At 63.7% G+C, this 15,602-nt stretch carries 14 protein-coding genes and 2 tRNA genes; 10 read left to right on the top strand and 6 right to left on the bottom strand.

The annotated features are described in order from the left end of the window. The first annotated feature begins 57 nt into the window (after positions 1-57). The 3 genes from GYH26_RS01645 to GYH26_RS01635 all read left to right on the top strand — a co-directional run bounded on the left by GYH26_RS01645 (position 58) and on the right by GYH26_RS01635 (position 1,188). Positions 58-894: a DUF2726 domain-containing protein gene (locus tag GYH26_RS01645; RefSeq protein ID WP_161540221.1), complete on the top strand. Its 837-nt coding sequence runs from the start codon at positions 58-60 to the stop codon at positions 892-894. 129 nt (positions 895-1,023) lie between these two features. Beyond that, positions 1,024-1,096: transfer RNA gene (locus GYH26_RS01640), tRNA-Lys, on the top strand. Positions 1,097-1,103: 7 nt separating this feature from the next. Beyond that, positions 1,104-1,188: transfer RNA gene (locus GYH26_RS01635), tRNA-Leu, on the top strand. A gap of 70 nt (positions 1,189-1,258) precedes the next feature. On the opposite strand, the gene GYH26_RS01630 is transcribed toward GYH26_RS01635, so the two are convergent. From GYH26_RS01630 to GYH26_RS01615, 5 genes are all read right to left on the bottom strand, one after another. Next, positions 1,259-3,643, bottom strand: coding sequence for an Eco57I restriction-modification methylase domain-containing protein (locus GYH26_RS01630; RefSeq protein ID WP_242006537.1), 2,385 nt, complete (start codon positions 3,641-3,643; stop codon positions 1,259-1,261). Positions 3,644-3,871: 228 nt separating this feature from the next. Then, positions 3,872-4,870, bottom strand: a complete 999-nt coding sequence (locus GYH26_RS01625; protein ID WP_161540220.1) for an IS701 family transposase — start codon at positions 4,868-4,870, stop codon at positions 3,872-3,874. 75 nt (positions 4,871-4,945) lie between these two features. After that, complete coding sequence (locus GYH26_RS01620; RefSeq protein ID WP_242006535.1) at positions 4,946-5,716, bottom strand: hypothetical protein; 771 nt, start codon at positions 5,714-5,716, stop codon at positions 4,946-4,948. Between the two features lie 24 nt (positions 5,717-5,740). Then, a complete protein-coding gene (locus GYH26_RS15130; RefSeq protein ID WP_242006533.1) occupies positions 5,741-5,968 on the bottom strand; it encodes a hypothetical protein in 228 nt (75 codons plus the stop codon). Between the two features lie 221 nt (positions 5,969-6,189). Next, positions 6,190-6,843, bottom strand: coding sequence for a DUF2459 domain-containing protein (locus tag GYH26_RS01615; protein WP_161540219.1), 654 nt, complete (start codon positions 6,841-6,843; stop codon positions 6,190-6,192). 89 nt (positions 6,844-6,932) lie between these two features. On the opposite strand from GYH26_RS01615, the gene ilvD reads away from it, so the two are divergent. Genes ilvD through GYH26_RS01600 form a run of 3 tightly spaced genes read left to right on the top strand, consistent with a single transcriptional unit; the run spans position 6,933 to position 11,877 of the window. Then, positions 6,933-8,648, top strand: coding sequence for a dihydroxy-acid dehydratase (ilvD, locus tag GYH26_RS01610; RefSeq protein WP_161540218.1), 1,716 nt, complete (start codon positions 6,933-6,935; stop codon positions 8,646-8,648). A gap of 37 nt (positions 8,649-8,685) precedes the next feature. Beyond that, positions 8,686-10,062 (top strand): AAA family ATPase, encoded by a 1,377-nt coding sequence (locus tag GYH26_RS01605; RefSeq protein ID WP_161540217.1) that lies wholly within the window; start codon positions 8,686-8,688, stop codon positions 10,060-10,062. A gap of 57 nt (positions 10,063-10,119) precedes the next feature. Beyond that, positions 10,120-11,877, top strand: coding sequence for a dynamin family protein (locus GYH26_RS01600; RefSeq protein ID WP_161540216.1), 1,758 nt, complete (start codon positions 10,120-10,122; stop codon positions 11,875-11,877). Here GYH26_RS01600 and queF read toward each other — a convergent pair. Then, positions 11,874-12,389 (bottom strand): preQ(1) synthase, encoded by a 516-nt coding sequence (gene queF / locus GYH26_RS01595; protein ID WP_242006531.1) that lies wholly within the window; start codon positions 12,387-12,389, stop codon positions 11,874-11,876. The genes GYH26_RS01600 and queF overlap by 4 nt on opposite strands. A gap of 130 nt (positions 12,390-12,519) precedes the next feature. On the opposite strand from queF, the gene GYH26_RS01590 reads away from it, so the two are divergent. From GYH26_RS01590 to GYH26_RS15330, 4 genes are all read left to right on the top strand, one after another. Next, a complete protein-coding gene (locus GYH26_RS01590; RefSeq protein ID WP_161540215.1) occupies positions 12,520-12,990 on the top strand; it encodes a 6-pyruvoyl trahydropterin synthase family protein in 471 nt (156 codons plus the stop codon). Further along, positions 12,950-13,666, top strand: coding sequence for a 7-cyano-7-deazaguanine synthase QueC (gene queC / locus GYH26_RS01585; protein ID WP_161540214.1), 717 nt, complete (start codon positions 12,950-12,952; stop codon positions 13,664-13,666). Before GYH26_RS01590 ends, queC begins: the two co-directional genes overlap by 41 nt. A gap of 2 nt (positions 13,667-13,668) precedes the next feature. Further along, positions 13,669-14,370, top strand: a complete 702-nt coding sequence (locus GYH26_RS01580) for a 7-carboxy-7-deazaguanine synthase QueE (RefSeq protein WP_161540213.1) — start codon at positions 13,669-13,671, stop codon at positions 14,368-14,370. Positions 14,371-14,697: 327 nt separating this feature from the next. Continuing rightward, a complete protein-coding gene (locus GYH26_RS15330) occupies positions 14,698-15,591 on the top strand; it encodes a hypothetical protein (protein WP_161540212.1) in 894 nt (297 codons plus the stop codon). The last annotated feature ends 11 nt before the right edge of the window (positions 15,592-15,602 follow it).

Below are 15,602 nucleotides of genomic sequence, written 5' to 3'. Positions count from 1 at the left end.
GATCCGGCTTGTTGGTCGATGACAACACGCCCGCAAGATAAGTCGCCCGTGCAAAATATGGCGACCTCCTCCACGCCGGCTGATGTGGAAACACTCTACCGCCACGTGCAGGCACAGGCCTGGACGCCGGCGCTGGAGCTGGTTTACCGGCACCGGACGCTGCTTGCGGTCGATCCGCTCTGGCGGCATGCGGCCGACGTGCTCGTCCGGGAGCTGCATCCGCGTCTGGCCGAAGTCGGCGAGGCCGTGCTGGAACGGCTGTTTCTGCTGCACACCGGCCGACTCTACGCCCTTCCGGAGACGGTTTTCGCCGACCTGGTGGCCGAGCTGGTCCGTCGCCACGCCGACCGTCCTGAGCTGGCCCGGCGCTATGCCCGCTGGTGCCCGACGCACCCCGAATGCGCCCGTCTGCTCGCAACACCCACCACGGAGACGCCCTGGGAAGAGCTGAACGGCTTTGCCGTTCGACGGCACCAGCCCATCCAGCAGGTCAGATCGCCCTCGCTTTTTCGTTCGCAGCAGGAGTTCGTGTTTTTCCAGGCGGTGCGGGAGGTGTTTCCCACCTATCTGGTCTATCCGAACGTGGCGCTCTCGTGCCTGATCGATTATGAGCGCCTGGCCGATGTGCTCAGCGAAGCGGAACGCCGCTATGCACTCCAGGCACTGGTAGACTGCGCCGTGTTCGACCCGGACGACGGCTACCGTCCCCGCTACTGCTTCGAGCTGGACAGTCCGCTGCACGGCGCGCCGGAGCGCCGGCAACGCGACGCCCTCAAAGCCCGCATCCTGCAACAGGCCGGTTTGCCCCTTTTCTGCATTCGCCCGCCGACGGGCACCGTCGATCGTGACGCGTTCGTGGCCCTGCTGCGTCGACTCTTTCAACAGAACCTCTGAGCCGCGTTTGCATTTTTGCCTAATTGCGCGCAGGCTCCGTCCGGCCCGAATCCTTTGACGCGTGTTGTGCGTTTAGCGGTCTTGCCTGAAGGGAGAGGTCTGCTGTAATTTGGCATGCCTCTACCAGCGGACCCCGTAGCTCAGCTGGTAGAGCACCTGACTTTTAATCAGGGGGTCGCAGGTTCGAATCCTGCCGGGGTCACGGTAATGCCCGGGTGGCGGAATTGGTAGACGCGCCGTCTTGAGGGGGCGGTGCCCGTTAAGGGCGTGCTGGTTCGAGTCCAGTCCCGGGCACCTTTTCCAATTGATCGAACAAAAACAGGCCTGGCTTTACCGCCGGGCCTGTTTTTTTACCGGTTGCCCTTCAGGGGTGCACCGTGCGCGCCCGGCGCAATCGCTCGAGCACAAGCTGCGTGACGGCGCGATACACTTCAAGCTGTTCCCTATCGTTCAGCCCCAGTGCCCGGCATACCACCGTGTCCATCTGAAAGCGCTCGGGGGAAGCCTGTCGTACCTGGTCCAGCGTCAGCATCTCGGGCACCACGTGCTCATACGGATGATCAGGATGGGCGCATCGGGAACGGCGGCACCGTGGAAAACCCAGCTCCTCAAAAAGACTGCGGACGGGCCGATCTACCATCGCCTGAAATGCGGTTAGCAACCGGGCCTGCTCGTCGCTCGAAAGCACGTCTGGGGCGGGACACAGCAGCGCGGCCGCCTCGTACACTTTGAAATCCAACGCCCCTTCGCCCAGGTTGATGCGTCCCAGAAGTTCCATCTGTAGAGGGACAAGCGTGGTATTCATCAGCGCGGCCAGAAGCAGCGGGTCGGTCGTCTTCACATAGAGATCGTAGAGCCGGTTATCGCTCAACGCGACCGTATTGACCCAGAATGGATGCCGATCGTTGTAGGTCATCATGCAGAGCACCTGGCCGATCGGCCGCTCGCCGAGATCCCACCACCACCGGCGGCTGCTACACGTGGGGCGCTTCGGATAGCCCCGGGTTTCCCCCCATCGGATATAGTCGAGGATACCGGGATACCGAGCAAGTGGCGGATCCAGATTCGCTTCAAGATGAGCGCGCACCTCCTCAGGGGGCATCAATACCAGATATCGCAGATTTTCCAGACCAACCTTTAACGTGCGGATTTCTCGCGAGCTTTTGATGATGGGACGCAACCAGGCGGCCTCAAGGCGCCCTTCCCACCCGCGGCTGTTCCGCACCGGCACACGTGCCGATGGGTCCTGTTTTGCGAGCGTTGCGACCTCCTCGACCGTCTGTCCTACAGGCTCCAGATAGAAAAACTCGTTGACGCCCGTCGTAATGCCACGGCGCACTTCGGCTATCTCTCCCAATCGCACCCACCGACGCTGGCCCTGCTCAAAAAGGGTGTAAAAGATGTCGGGAGCCCGCAGGTACTTGCCCCCCCACTTGCTCCCCGAGTACTTTCCGGTTCGCCCGGCTTCTTGCAACAGCACGTTCGGCGCCCGCACGAGCACGCGGAAGGCTTCCTGACGCAGATCCTGCGTAGCCTCTACGATCTGGAGGATATCGGCCGGATGTACCTCTTCAAAGGCTCTGTAAAGCGCGTAGAAGCGCACCGGCTCACGATGCACAATCGGACGGGGAGCGAGTGCTACCGTGATGGCGGTGTTGATACCGGCGGCAAAAGAGCGATAGCTACGATTTTCCAGCACAAGCCGCAGGGGCGCATATCGCAGAAACAACTCCTGCAGCCAGCTCCCAAAGTCTACATCGAGCCAGGAATTCGACGCGATAAAAACGTGCACCCCTCGATCGTTCAGCAGCCGAAGTGAACGGACATAGAAGTAGACGTAGAGGTCAGCGCGCCGCTGCACTGCAGGCAAACGGGAACCAGCGATCGCTTCCCAGTCCATTCGGTAAGCGGCCGCCAGCATTGCTTTGTAAGCCGAGGGCGTAAGGTCACCCAGTACATCCGAAATCTGCTCCTGGCGCACATACGGAGGGTTACCGATCACCACATCAAAACCGCCCCGCTCTACCATCACATCGGAAAAATCCACCCACCAGACGAAGGGGCGGTGCCCCATGGCTGCAGCATCCAGCAGCTCCTGTAGCGCGGTCAATTGCTGCTGCGTTTCTGCATCGCCTGAGCTGCGGCGCGCTTTCTGGAACAGTTCGCCCGTGCTGCTGGCCTGTTGCTGCAACCTGCGACGCTCCTGCTGCACCATCGCCTGAAAGAGCGCTGTTTCGGCGGCACGCACCTGCTCCAGCGACGCCTTATTTTCAAAGTAAGCGCGGCGGTATTCGTTGAGCTGTTGGAGCGGTGCTCTGATTTCCGGGCGATTCCACAGCGGCCCGTCGGGACGCATCGGGAGCAGCCGCTTGCCGATCCGCTGGATCAGCGCATCGCCCTGCACAACGCGCAGACCCAGGCTGGGAAGAATCGGTCCTGAAGTATGCCGCACCCTGTCGTCTAAATCGACAAGGAGGGCCAGCCAGAGCCGCAGTTCGGTCATCCATACCGCCCAGCGCAGCACATCCACGCCATGCAGCACCTCGGCGATCAAGCGGCGCCGTCGTTGCACCCGGTCCGCACACCGATCTCCAAGGCTTTCATGGGTGCGGTCCAGTAGTTCTTCCAGCACCTGAAGCATGCCGACCAGAAAGGCACCGGAGCCAACCGCCGGATCAAGTACTTTGAGATCTTCCAGCGTTTTGCGTACCGCCAGCGCCTGATCGCTCTCAAGCTTCCCTTCGAACACAAAGCGGGCCGCCGCCGCTCAATCCAGCACCGCACGCTGCACCAGCGCTTCCATCAGCGCCAGCCGCACCATCAGATCGACTTCGACCCGGGGCGTATAGTGGGCCCCCACCTGTTCTTTCGCTCCGGTAATGCCCACCCCATTGATGAGCTGCTCCAGGATCAGACCCAGCAGTTCAGGCGTCAGCTCCAGATCGACGTCCTCATGCGTGCTTTCTTCAAGTAGGAGTTACGCAGTTGAATGAAGGATCAGGGAGGGAGAGGCCAAGTAATGACGGATAGCCTCCCGAAGGATGGCCTGTTTGGCCTCAAACCAGCTGATACCACGCTGCAAACGGGCCACTTCCAAGCGCAAAAAGGCTCGAATGGCCAAACCAATGTGGTTGCGCTGGGCTTCAGCCACACGAAATTGCCCCCGTTCGATCCCTGTGAACTGCTTCAGACCCTGATGATACACCTCGATTTGCCAGGCATGCCGGCCATACGCGGCGGTTTCTTCCAGGGTCATATCCAGGCGGCTGCTGGCCCGGTATTCCTCGCGACCGTCTGGGGTCACCGTCTTGAACACCTTCACCCAGCCGTACCCTTTCAGATGCATCACACAACCTTCAGCAGGGATCGGCCAACTCGATACCGGACGATTCCGGCGCTCGCCCTCTACCGAAACCAACCGGTTGGCTTTCAAACGCGTGAACCATTCCCATCCCAGCTGGCGCACATACTTCAAGTTGGCCAGACTGGCATACCAACTGTCAAAGACAACCAACCGGGGCTGAAAGCCACGCGCATGGGCCGTTTGCAGCAGGGCTCGAAAGTGGTCATTCTTGGTCAGGCCGTCTTCTGCCCGGTTGTAAAGGCGAAAATCGCAAGGCAGGCGTGCTTGGCCTTCGGTCCACAACAGCGAGATCAGGTTGATGCCCTGGACCACCCGCTTGTGCTTGCCCGACCAATGGCGTGTCACCCATGCCATCTTCCGAGCATGGGGCTTGTCCAGCGTGGTATCGTCCACCACCAACACCCCACGGTCTGGCCGGACAAAGGGGGCCACCTCCTGCCACAGGGCTTCCGTATCGGGCGGAATCCGCTTCAGCAGACGCGTATAGGCATCATGCGCCGGGGCGTTGAGCTCCCCTGCCCGAATCCGAGCCGCTTCGGTGGTGGTGAAGACCCGTTGGGCCGCAACCAAGAAATGAATGTAATCTAACTCATCCACTTTCGACGCGTTCACGGTTGGCCTCCCAGACTAAAGCGTTGTCCCAGTGTGCCTCCCAAAGTTACATCATCACGGTCAACTGCGTAAGTCCTACAAGAATAAAATTGAACCCATAGAGCAAGGAAAAAACCGGGCAATCGCCTCATCGGTAAGCGCAAGACGGGCATCGAAGGGTTGACGGCGAAACAGCTCCCCGTTGAGGAAAGGGGCGTCTCGGTAGATGATCGCGATGTCTTCGGGAAGCGTACGGAAACGTGCCGTTTTGGCCGAAGGAGCTGCACGAAACGCCTCAAAAAACAGCGGCCGAAGCCACCTGTTGTAGAAACCGGTCGCCTCCTCTTGCTGAGCGACCGTCTGGTAGCGTTCCAGGAGCCAGAGCAAAAAACGCGCCCCCTGATCCCCAAGCCATCCCTTTTTGGCCACAAAGCTCAAAAACAACACCCGTACGGTAAAGGCCAGGAAACAATCCTGATATTCTTGCCGGGAGCCTTCCCCATAGATACCGGAGACTACGCTCTTCTGAAAAATCTTTACATAGGCTGCGTAGAAAGCATGTCCAACGGCTTCCGCATCGAAAACTTCCAGCAAAGCCTCCCGGCTATCCGCCCGCATCAACAGGGGTACGCGTTCGCTAAAGGTTCGATTGGGATAACCCTGCTGCACCAGCAGGCTCCAGCGTCGGAAATTTCCCGATACGGGGGGACGTGCCTTTCCAGAACGTGGGCCTATCAAAGCCAGACGAAACGCCCTGCGCGCATCGTAAAACACACACAGTGCGGCTTCACCCTGTTGCGCACGTAACCAGGCGCACACAGCTTCCCAGTCGCTCCATCGCTTACGCTCGGCATCTGCAACCGGCACCGCTGCATCTGATAATATCAAGTCCTACCGCACTTCGAATCGCTTACGCTCGGCATCTGCAACCGGCACCTCCAACACCGGAACAGCTATATCCTCAAGCTCCAAAACGCCCAGCACCTGTGCCCGCGGCGGTGCAGCGGAGGCGTTCCCCGTCAGATCCTCTCGAAAACGCCCGGTCTTTTTCAACAACGCGAGCAACGTCGCGCGCTCATAGCCATGTGCAACGAGATGCGTACCTGGCTCCCGACTCATGCCCGATCACCTTTTGAACACGTTGACAATGCCTGCTTTGTGGTGCCGCCGGGTTACACGATAGCGCGAACAGGTATTTGTCCGCCCTCCCGGCTAACACACAGCCTCTAAGCTGGCACATGCTCGGTGACAGCACTATGTCTCTCCCGGCCCGCCGGCAAAATGCTCGTCGAACTACTTCATCTGGCGCTTGGAAGATACGCCTTCCACCGATTCGCTGGCTACCGGATGTTCGACAGGCACCCGGCCGCCTCCGGGCTGGCCGCCTGGCTCAACGGTTCAAGCTGACGCCAGAGGTCACCGAGGGTGAGCGCGCGGGCGGGATGAACGGACAGGCCAGCCGCGCGAAGCGCCCGCGCCACCCAGTGGTTGCAGTTGTTGAAAAGGTGATAGCGCCCCTCTGCCGCGTAGAACTGGCTCTCCATTCCGTACAATCCCGGCGCAACGGGCTTGAGCCTGCCCTGTGCGTCCCGTTTGAAATAATCGGCCACGTAGGCCACCAGCCGTCGGAATGCCGTGCTGTCGAGGTCGATCTGACGTACGGGTCCTTTGAAGATCAGAGCCGGCGGGTGGTCGAACGCGGCCACGTGCAGCACGGCGTCCGTGGGCCAGAGCGCCGCGCGAAGCGCATCGCCCGCACCGGGGTCCGGATCGGGGTAGTAGCCGGCCTCGCCCCAGCCCACCTCGACGAAGCGCCGCTCCGGAAAGAAAGCCTCGGCCGGCCAGTCGGTCCCTTCGAGATCGGCCTGACAGAAGGCGATCCCGGCATGCCAGCCGTGGTGGATCAGGTAGATCCGGAAACGCCGCTCCTGCGCCACGGCCAGTCCGACCAGCAGGAGCGTTAAGCCAAGCAGAAAGAAGCGCTTCCGATTCATCGATCCTCCATCTTGCGGGAACCCGAAATGCGCGGCCGGGGTGTGCAGCCGTTGCTGTTTGTCCGCGTAACCCAAGCCCAGGTTCCGCCATGCCGCCGCTCAACCGCTACAGTCGTCGCATCACTCAGCCGAAGTCCCAGGGGGCGTCGCAGGCCATGCTGCTGGCCACCGGCCTGAAGGAAGAAGACCTGGACAAACCCCAGATCGGCATCGCCTCGGTCTGGTACGAGGGCAACCCCTGCAACATGCATCTGCTGGACCTGGCCGCCGAGGTGAAGGCCGGCGTGCAGGAAGCCGGCATGGTGGGCTTCCGGTTCAACACGATCGGCGTCTCCGACGGCATCTCGATGGGCACCGAGGGTATGTCCTACAGCCTGCCCTCGCGCGACCTGATTGCGGATTCCATCGAGACGGTCATGGCCGCCCAGTGGTACGACGGTCTCATCGCGCTGCCCGGTTGCGACAAGAACATGCCGGGCTGCGTGATCGCCATGGGCCGGCTGAACCGCCCCTCCCTGATGATCTACGGCGGTACGATCCGCCCCGGCTGCCTCAACGGCCAGAAGCTCGACGTAGTGAGCGCCTTCCAGAGCTACGGCGAGTACCTGGCGGGCAAAATCACCGACGAGCAGCGGCGCGCCATCATCCGCCACGCCTGTCCGGGCCCGGGTGCCTGCGGCGGCATGTACACGGCCAACACGATGGCGGCGGCCATCGAGGCCATGGGCCTCTCGCTGCCCTTCAGCTCGAGCCTCCCGGCCGAAGACCCGCGCAAACGTGAGGAGTGCCGCCGGGCCGGGCACGTCATGCGCCAGCTTCTGGAACGGGACCTCAAGCCGCGCGACATCGTCACACGCGCCTCGCTCGAAAACGCCATCGCCGTCGTCATGGCGCTGGGCGGCTCAACGAACGCCGTGCTGCACCTGCTGGCCATCGCGCACGCCTTTGACCTGCCGCTGTCGCTCGACGACTTCCAGCGCATCGCCCGGCGCGTGCCGCTTCTGGCCGACATGAAGCCCAGCGGCCGCTACGTCATGGAAGACCTGTGCCGCATCGGCGGCGTGCCGGCCGTCATGAAGCTGCTGCTCGAGCACGGCGTGCTGCACGGCGACGCACTCACCGTGACGGGCAAGACGCTCGCCGAAAACCTGGCCGACGTGCCCGACCTGCCCGAGGATCAGGACATCATCCGCCCCTGGGACAACCCGATCAAGTCGAGCGCCCACATCTACATCCTCTACGGCAACCTGGCGCCCGGCGGCTGCGTGGCCAAAATCACGGGCAAAGAAGGACTCCGCTTCAGCGGTCCCGCCCGCGTCTTCGACTCCGAAGAAGACATGCTGGCCGGGCTCGAAGCGGGCCGCATTCAGCGCGGCGACGTGATCGTCATCCGCTACGAAGGACCGAAAGGCGGTCCGGGCATGCCCGAAATGCTCACGCCCACCTCGGCGCTGATGGGCGCCGGCCTGGGCAAAGACGTGGCGCTCATCACCGACGGCCGCTTCAGCGGCGGAAGCCACGGCTTCATCATCGGCCACGTGGTACCCGAGGCCCAGGAGGGCGGTCCCATCGCGCTCGTGCGCGATGGCGACATAATCACGATCGACGCCGAGGCCGGCCTTATCCACATGGACGTGTCCGACGAAGAGCTGGCCCGGCGGCGTGCCGCCTGGACTCCGCCCCCGCTCAAGGTCACCCGCGGCGCCCTCTTCCGCTACGTGCAGACCGTGCAGGACGCCTCGCGCGGCTGCATCACCGACGCCCCGATCGGCGAACCCCAACCCGCGGGATCTCCCACCACCTGAGGTGGTTTCCGTGGGGAAGCTCTGAGCGGGGAACGAGATGGCGGACCTGTTTCAACAGGCGGCCGAGCGGCTGCTGGCCGCGCAGGCGCCGCTGGCCGAACGCATGCGGCCGCGCACGCTCGACGAATTCGTCGGCCAGGAGCACATCCTGGGACCGGGTAAACTGCTGCGCCGCGCCATCGAGGCCGACCGGCTCTCGTCGCTGATCTTCTACGGACCACCCGGCACGGGCAAGACCACGCTGGCCCGCATCATCGCCCGCACCACCCGGGCGCACTTCACCGCACTCAACGCCGTACTGGCCGGCGTCAAAGACATCCGCGACGCGATCGAAGCGGCCCAGGAACGATTGCGGCTTCACCAGCAGCGCACCATCCTGTTCATCGACGAAGTCCATCGCTTCAACAAGGCCCAGCAGGACGCGCTGCTGCCGCACGTCGAAAACGGTACGGTCATCTTCATCGGCGCCACCACCGAAAACCCCTACTTCGAGGTCATCAAGCCGCTGGTGAGCCGCTCGCGCGTCTTCGAGTTGAAGCCGCTCACGCCCGAGCACCTGCGCCGCATTGCCGAGCAGGCGCTGACCGATCCCGAACGCGGCTACGGCCGCCTGAACGTCGTCATCGATCCCGAAGCGCTCGACCACCTGATCGACGTCGCCAACGGCGATGCCCGCTCGCTCCTCAACGCGCTGGAGCTGGCCGTCGAGACCACCCCGCCCGACGCATCCGGACGCATCCACATCACGCTCCCGGTGGCCGAAGAGTCCATCCAGCGCCGGGCCGTGCTCTACGACAAAGAAGGCGACGCGCATTTCGACACGATCAGCGCCTTCATCAAAAGCCTGCGCGGCTCCGATCCCGACGCGGCGCTCTACTGGCTGGCCCGCATGATCTACGCGGGCGAAGATCCGCGCTTCATCCTGCGCCGCATGCTCATCTTTGCGGCCGAGGACGTCGGGCTGGCCGATCCACGGGCGCTGCAGGTGGCGGCGGCCGCCGCCCAGGCCTTCGACTACGTGGGCATGCCGGAAGGCCAGTTCATTCTGGCCGAGTGCTGCCTGTACCTGGCCACCGCGCCGAAAAGCAATGCGACCATGGCCTACTTCAACGCGCTGGCCTACGTCGAGCGCGAGCAGTCCGGCGAGGTGCCCACCCACCTGAAAGACGCCAGCCGCGACCGCCAGGGCCTCGGCCACGGCCAGGGCTACAAATACCCGCACGCCTACCGTGAGCACTACGTCCCCCAGCAGTACCTGCCCGAGCACATGCAGGGCACCTACTTCTACGAACCATCCGATCAGGGCTACGAGCGCGTCATCGCCGAGCGGCTGGCCGCCTGGCGCCAGCGCGATCTGGCCGAAGGCCTGCAAAAACGCCTGCAACGCTACCTGCCCGACGATGCCGACCGGTAGCGCCGGTTGCGGACTTTTTTGTACCTTATCGTTCCCCGATCATCATCCACTCACCACATGGAAGCCCTCCTGACGGCCGAACACGAAGCGCTGCTCGAAGCCGAGCGCAACCTGCTGGCGCGTCTGCACGGGGTGCTGGCGCGCACAGGGGCCGACGAGTCGCTGCGCGAACGGCTTTCGGAAGTGATCGAGGCGCTCGACGCGCTCTTCGTGGTGGTCGTCGTGGGCGAGTTCAACGCGGGCAAATCGACCGTCCTGAACGCGCTCTTCGGTGAAAAACTGCTGGAAGAAGGACCGATCCCCACCACGGCAAAGATCACGCTGCTGCGCTACGGCGAAACGCCCATGGAGCGGCCGCGCTCGGAATATCTGGTCGAGCGCTACCATCCCTCGGAGCGGCTGCGCCATCTGGTGCTCGTCGACACCCCCGGCACCAACTCGATCATCCGCCGCCACCAGGAACTGACCGAGCATTTCATCCCGCGGGCCGATCTGGTGCTGTTCGTGACCTCGTTCGACCGCCCGCTGGCCGAAAGCGAACGTCAGTTTCTCTCGTACATTCGCGACACGTGGGGCAAGCGGCTCGTGTTCGTGCTGAACAAGGCCGATCTGGCCCGAAGCGAAGCGGATCTGGAGCAGGTGCTCGCGCACATTCGGACAGGCTGTCGGGAGCTGATGGGCTTCGAACCGGAAATCTTTCCGATCAGCGCGGCCCGCGCCTTCGAGGCGCGCACGAGCGACGATCCGGAGCAGCGCGCCCGGCTCTGGGAAAGCAGCGGCTTTGAAGACTTCGAGCGCCTGCTGCTCGATCGGCTGGCGGGTCCGGAGCGGCTTCGGATCAAACTGACGGCCCCGCTCGACGTGGCCGAGAAGCTGATCGAGCGCCTGCAGGCGCACCTGGCGGAGCGCCGCCAGCTCCTCGAACAGGACCGGACCAACCTGGAGCGCCTCGAAGCCCGGCTGGAGGAAGTTCGGACCGAGCTGATTGCCACCGTGCGGCCTTACCTTTCGGAGATCGACAACCAGCTCCTGCAGGTCGAACGCCGCGGGCTGCAGTTTCTGCAGGACACGATCCGCATCGGCCGTCTGGGACTACTGCGCGACCGCGACCGGTTCAAGGAGGAGTTCGCCCGCCAGGTGGTGCGCGATCTGGACCACCGGCTCGAAACGACGCTGGCCGAGGCCGTCGATCGCCTGCTGCAGCAGGGCCTACAGCTCTGGAATCAGACGCTGAGCGAATTTACCGAGCGCGTCGAGCAGGTGGTGCGGCGTCGTACGCCCCAGGTACGGGCCGATCTGCTCTACGATCGCCGCCAGCTCTTCGATGCCGTCGTGCGTCAGGCGACCCGCCAGCTCGAGACCTACGACCTGCGCGAAGAGGCCCGCCGCATTCTGGAAAACACGCGCGACGCCGTGGCGCTCTTTCTGGGCACCGAAGCGCTGGCCGGGCTCGGGGCGCTCGTGACAATGGTGATCACGGCGGCCGGACTGGACGTGACGGGCGGCTTCGTGGCGGCCGGGGCGCTGGCCGTCGTCGGACTCGTCGTGCTGCCCATCCAGAAGCGCCGCGCGCTGCGTGAATTTCGCGATCGGATCGAGCAGCTCCGCACCGAACTCCTGGCGGCGCTGGAGCAGCAACTCGAACGCGAGGTGGACGGCCTGCTCGAACGCCTGGCGGCCACACTGGCCCCCTACCGGGAGTTCGTGCATCACGAGCAGCATCTGGTCGAGGAAACCGGCGAGGCGCTGCAGGCGCTCGAGCGCGAGACGCGCCGCCTGCGGGCCGCCATCGAAAAAGCGGTGCCTGTCGGTTAACGGCCCTGCTCGCGGCTGTCGATCGTGCAGGTGGTCCGGATTCCCCCGCGCACGTTGTACACGGTGGTCACGCGGAGATATTCGGGGTCTTCGAGGTGGCGCATCAGGTCCTGGTAGATGATGGCCGTCAGGTCTTCCTGCGCCGCGCCGATGTTACGCCAGGAGACGATGTAGTACTTGAGGCTTTTCAGCTCGAGGATCCAGCTTCCGGGCACGTACTCGATCCGGAGCACGCCGTAATCCGGCAACCCCGAAAATGGACAGACGGCCGAAAATTCGCCGGGTTCGGTCTCGTAGACGACCACCTGACGCACGGCGTGCTCGTAGGGCAATCGATCGATGTGCTGCTGCCGCGCCTCCGGCGGCAAGAAGGGCTGAATGCGCCCTTCGGGCCGCACGCCAAAGCGGGCCATGTAGGCCAGGGCCTGTTCGGTGTGCGCCAGCGCCTCTTCGCGAAGCGCCGCCAGCTTCTCGGCCAGCGCCTGCCGCTCCTGCTCGGTCATCGCCTGCATGGGGTTCTGTTTACAACGCCTCGCTGCCAAACGCTTCGGCTTCGCGATGGTTCAAATTTTCCCGGAGCCGACACCCCCGGCGCCATCGCGCGTTGTATGCCGTGCAAGTGCTTGAAAAATTGAGCATCCCATGAAAGTTGCCAAACGGTTTCGGTTCGAGGCGGCGCACCGGCTGCCCTGGCACCCGGGCGCCTGTCGCCACCTGCACGGACATTCCTACCGGCTCGTCGTCGGGCTCGAAGGCGATCCCGACGCACGGGGCATTCTGGTGGATTTTCAGGACCTGAAACGGCTGGTCCAGCCCCTGATCGACACGTGGGACCACGCCACGCTGGTAGCCTCCGACGACACGGCGCTGCAGGAAGCGCTGGACGCGCTCGGCTCGCGCTACGTGGTACTGCCCTTCGACTCGACGGCCGAGAACCTGTGCACCTACGTGGCCGACTACCTGATCCGGGAGGCCGGCGACTGGCTCCGGGCACGGGGCGTCCGGCGGCTGTGGGTGCGCCTGGCCGAAACCGAGACCTCGTTTGCCGAAACCGAATGCGCGCTGATCCGCGATGTCCGCCCCGAACCTGCTGCCCACGCTGAAGCCCGCTGAGCACGGCGAGACGGCCCTGGTGCTGCTCTCCGGCGGGCAGGACTCGACCACCTGCCTCTACTGGGCGCTGCACTACTTCCCGAAGGTCGAGGCCATCGGCTTCCACTACGGCCAGAAGCACGCCGTCGAACTCGAGCAGGCCCGCAAGATCGCCGAACAGGCCGGCGTGCCCTTCACCGTGCTGGACCTGCGCGGCCTGCTGCGCGGCAGCGCCCTGACCGAGCACGACCAGGACGTCTCGGCCGCCCATCCGCTGGCCCCCCATCTGCCCGCCTCGTTCGTGCCCGGCCGCAACGCGCTGTTTCTGACGCTGGCCGCCAGCTACGGCTTCACGCGCGGCATCCACGACCTGGTCGGCGGCATGTGCCAGACCGACTACTCGGGCTATCCCGACTGCCGCCGCCCGTTCATCGACGCCATGGAGCGGGCGCTTTCGCTGGCGCTCGACACGACGATTCGCATCCACACGCCGCTGATGCACCTGACCAAAGCCGAAACCTGGCGTCTTGCCCGCGAACTGGGCATTTTGGACGTGATCATCGAACTGACGCACACCGACTACAACGGCGACCGCTCCGAGCGCCATGCGTGGGGCTACGGCCGGCTCGACAACCCGGCCTCGATCCTGCGCGCCCGCGGCTACGAGGAGGCGAAAGCCCGCGGCTGGCTCGACTGACCATGCGAAGCTATCGGATCAAAGCAATCTGGAAGACGCTGCAGGGCGAGGGTTTCTTTGCCGGACGCCCGGCCGTGTTCGTGCGTTTTGTGGGCTGCAACCTGTGGTCGGGCTACGAACAGGACCGGGAGCGCGACGCCCGGCGCACGGGCGCCGACTGTCCGCGCTGGTGCGACACGGACTTTCGGAAGGAAGGCAGCCGCGCCTATACGGCCGACGAGCTGGTGGCGGCCATGCAGGAAGTGGGCGGTCCGATTCGTTTCTGCGTGCTCACGGGCGGGGAGCCGCTGCTGCAACTCGACGCGGCGCTGATGCGCGCGCTGAAGGCGGCCGGGTACTTCGTGGCCATCGAGACGAACGGAACGATCAGTCTGCGCCAGGCCTGCACCGATCCGGAGACCGGCCAGGTCGTGGCACCCGACTGGATCGTGTGCAGTCCGAAGCTGCCCGAGGATCGGCTGACACTGGAGTACTTCGACGAGCTGAAGCTGGTCATGCCCGACTACCGGCCCGAGCAGTATGCACGTTTTGCGCGGCGGGCGCGCCCGCACCGGGCGGGCGGCCGGCGCGTGCCGCTGCTGTGGCTACAGCCCGAGGACGGTCCCCGTCTGGCGGAAGCCCGGCGCTGCGCCGTCGAACTGGCGCTGGCCCATCCCGACTGGCGCGTCTCCGTCCAGACCCACAAAATCCTCGGCGTACCGTAGGCCGACCCGGCCGCACATGCCCCAACGAACCCGATCGTCTTTCGGGAAAAGCCGCTTCGGCTGCTCATTTCAGCGTCTTCGATCGTCCCCCCAACCTTCCTGCGGCCGACTTTCTCTTACCTCAAACCACATCTTAACAATTTCTTAACCATTAAACACTTTCCTCGCAGACGCTTTTTTTTACAACTTGTATGTAGAGCTTCGTACAAAACCCGTCGGCCTGTCGGAGCCAGTGCTTTTCAGGCGGCAGGTCGAACTGCAGACCGTCAACTTTCAGAAGCCATGTCCGGCCGCATGATTAGAGGCAGAGCCTGCGGATCTCGGGCCATGCCAAGTCGGTGGCTGTGCGCGATCGGTTTGCTGGGCGCCCTGGCCCTCGGCCCGCCTTCCTCCCACGCCCAGTCGCTGCTCCAGGTGGTGCCCGATACACTCCTTCTCCACGACGAGGCAGGCTGCATGTGGATTGGCGAGGAAGAAGCCTGCTACAAGGGCCGGGCCGCTCTGATCAACCGCGGGACCGAACCCGTCCGTATCGACAGCCTCGGCATGCTGTGCGATGACCCCGAGGGAATCTGGTACATCTACTATGGCTGGGGAAATTACTGGGTAACGCTTTTCAAAGCTCCCGACTACAAGATAGAGGGGTTTCTCTACGGTCCAGACGATTGCTTTGCAAAATGTACCTACGAGGATGAAAACGGAATATCCCAGCCTGTACCAGGCTGCGTTGCTTTTCATTCCATCACCCTGGAGCTGGAAGTGCAGGACACGCTCTGGTTTTTGATTCGAGGCGTGGACATGTGCCCGATGTGTAAGCGGTCTGGTGCGGGCAACGTACAGGCCGACGCGATCGATATTCCGGACGTTTTCGCATTTTATCAGCAGGTGCCTTTTCCGGACACGGTGTGGTTGGCGGTGAGCTGGGATAGCCTGAGTCCTTCGGCGGTAGAGCCTGTGGAAGCGGAGGGGCTTGAGCTGCAGGCATATCCGCAACCGTTTCGGGAGCGTGTGCACCTTGCGCTGTCGGCCCGGCGGGCGGGTCTGTACGAGGTGGTGATCTGGGACGTGCTGGGGCGGGAGCAGGCGCGCTGGCGCTACCAGATGGTGCCGGGCGCCCGGCGGGAATGGTCCTGGCGGGCCGGGGCTTCGGGCGTGTACCTGGTGGGCATCTTCCGCGACGGACGCTTGCTGGCCTTTCGAACCCTGATAAGCATGCGATAGCCGCTTTTTCC

The organism is Rhodothermus marinus (assembly GCF_009936275.1).
Lineage (GTDB): Bacteria > Bacteroidota > Rhodothermia > Rhodothermales > Rhodothermaceae > Rhodothermus > Rhodothermus marinus_A.
This window is presented reverse-complemented; position numbering and strand designations above follow the sequence as displayed.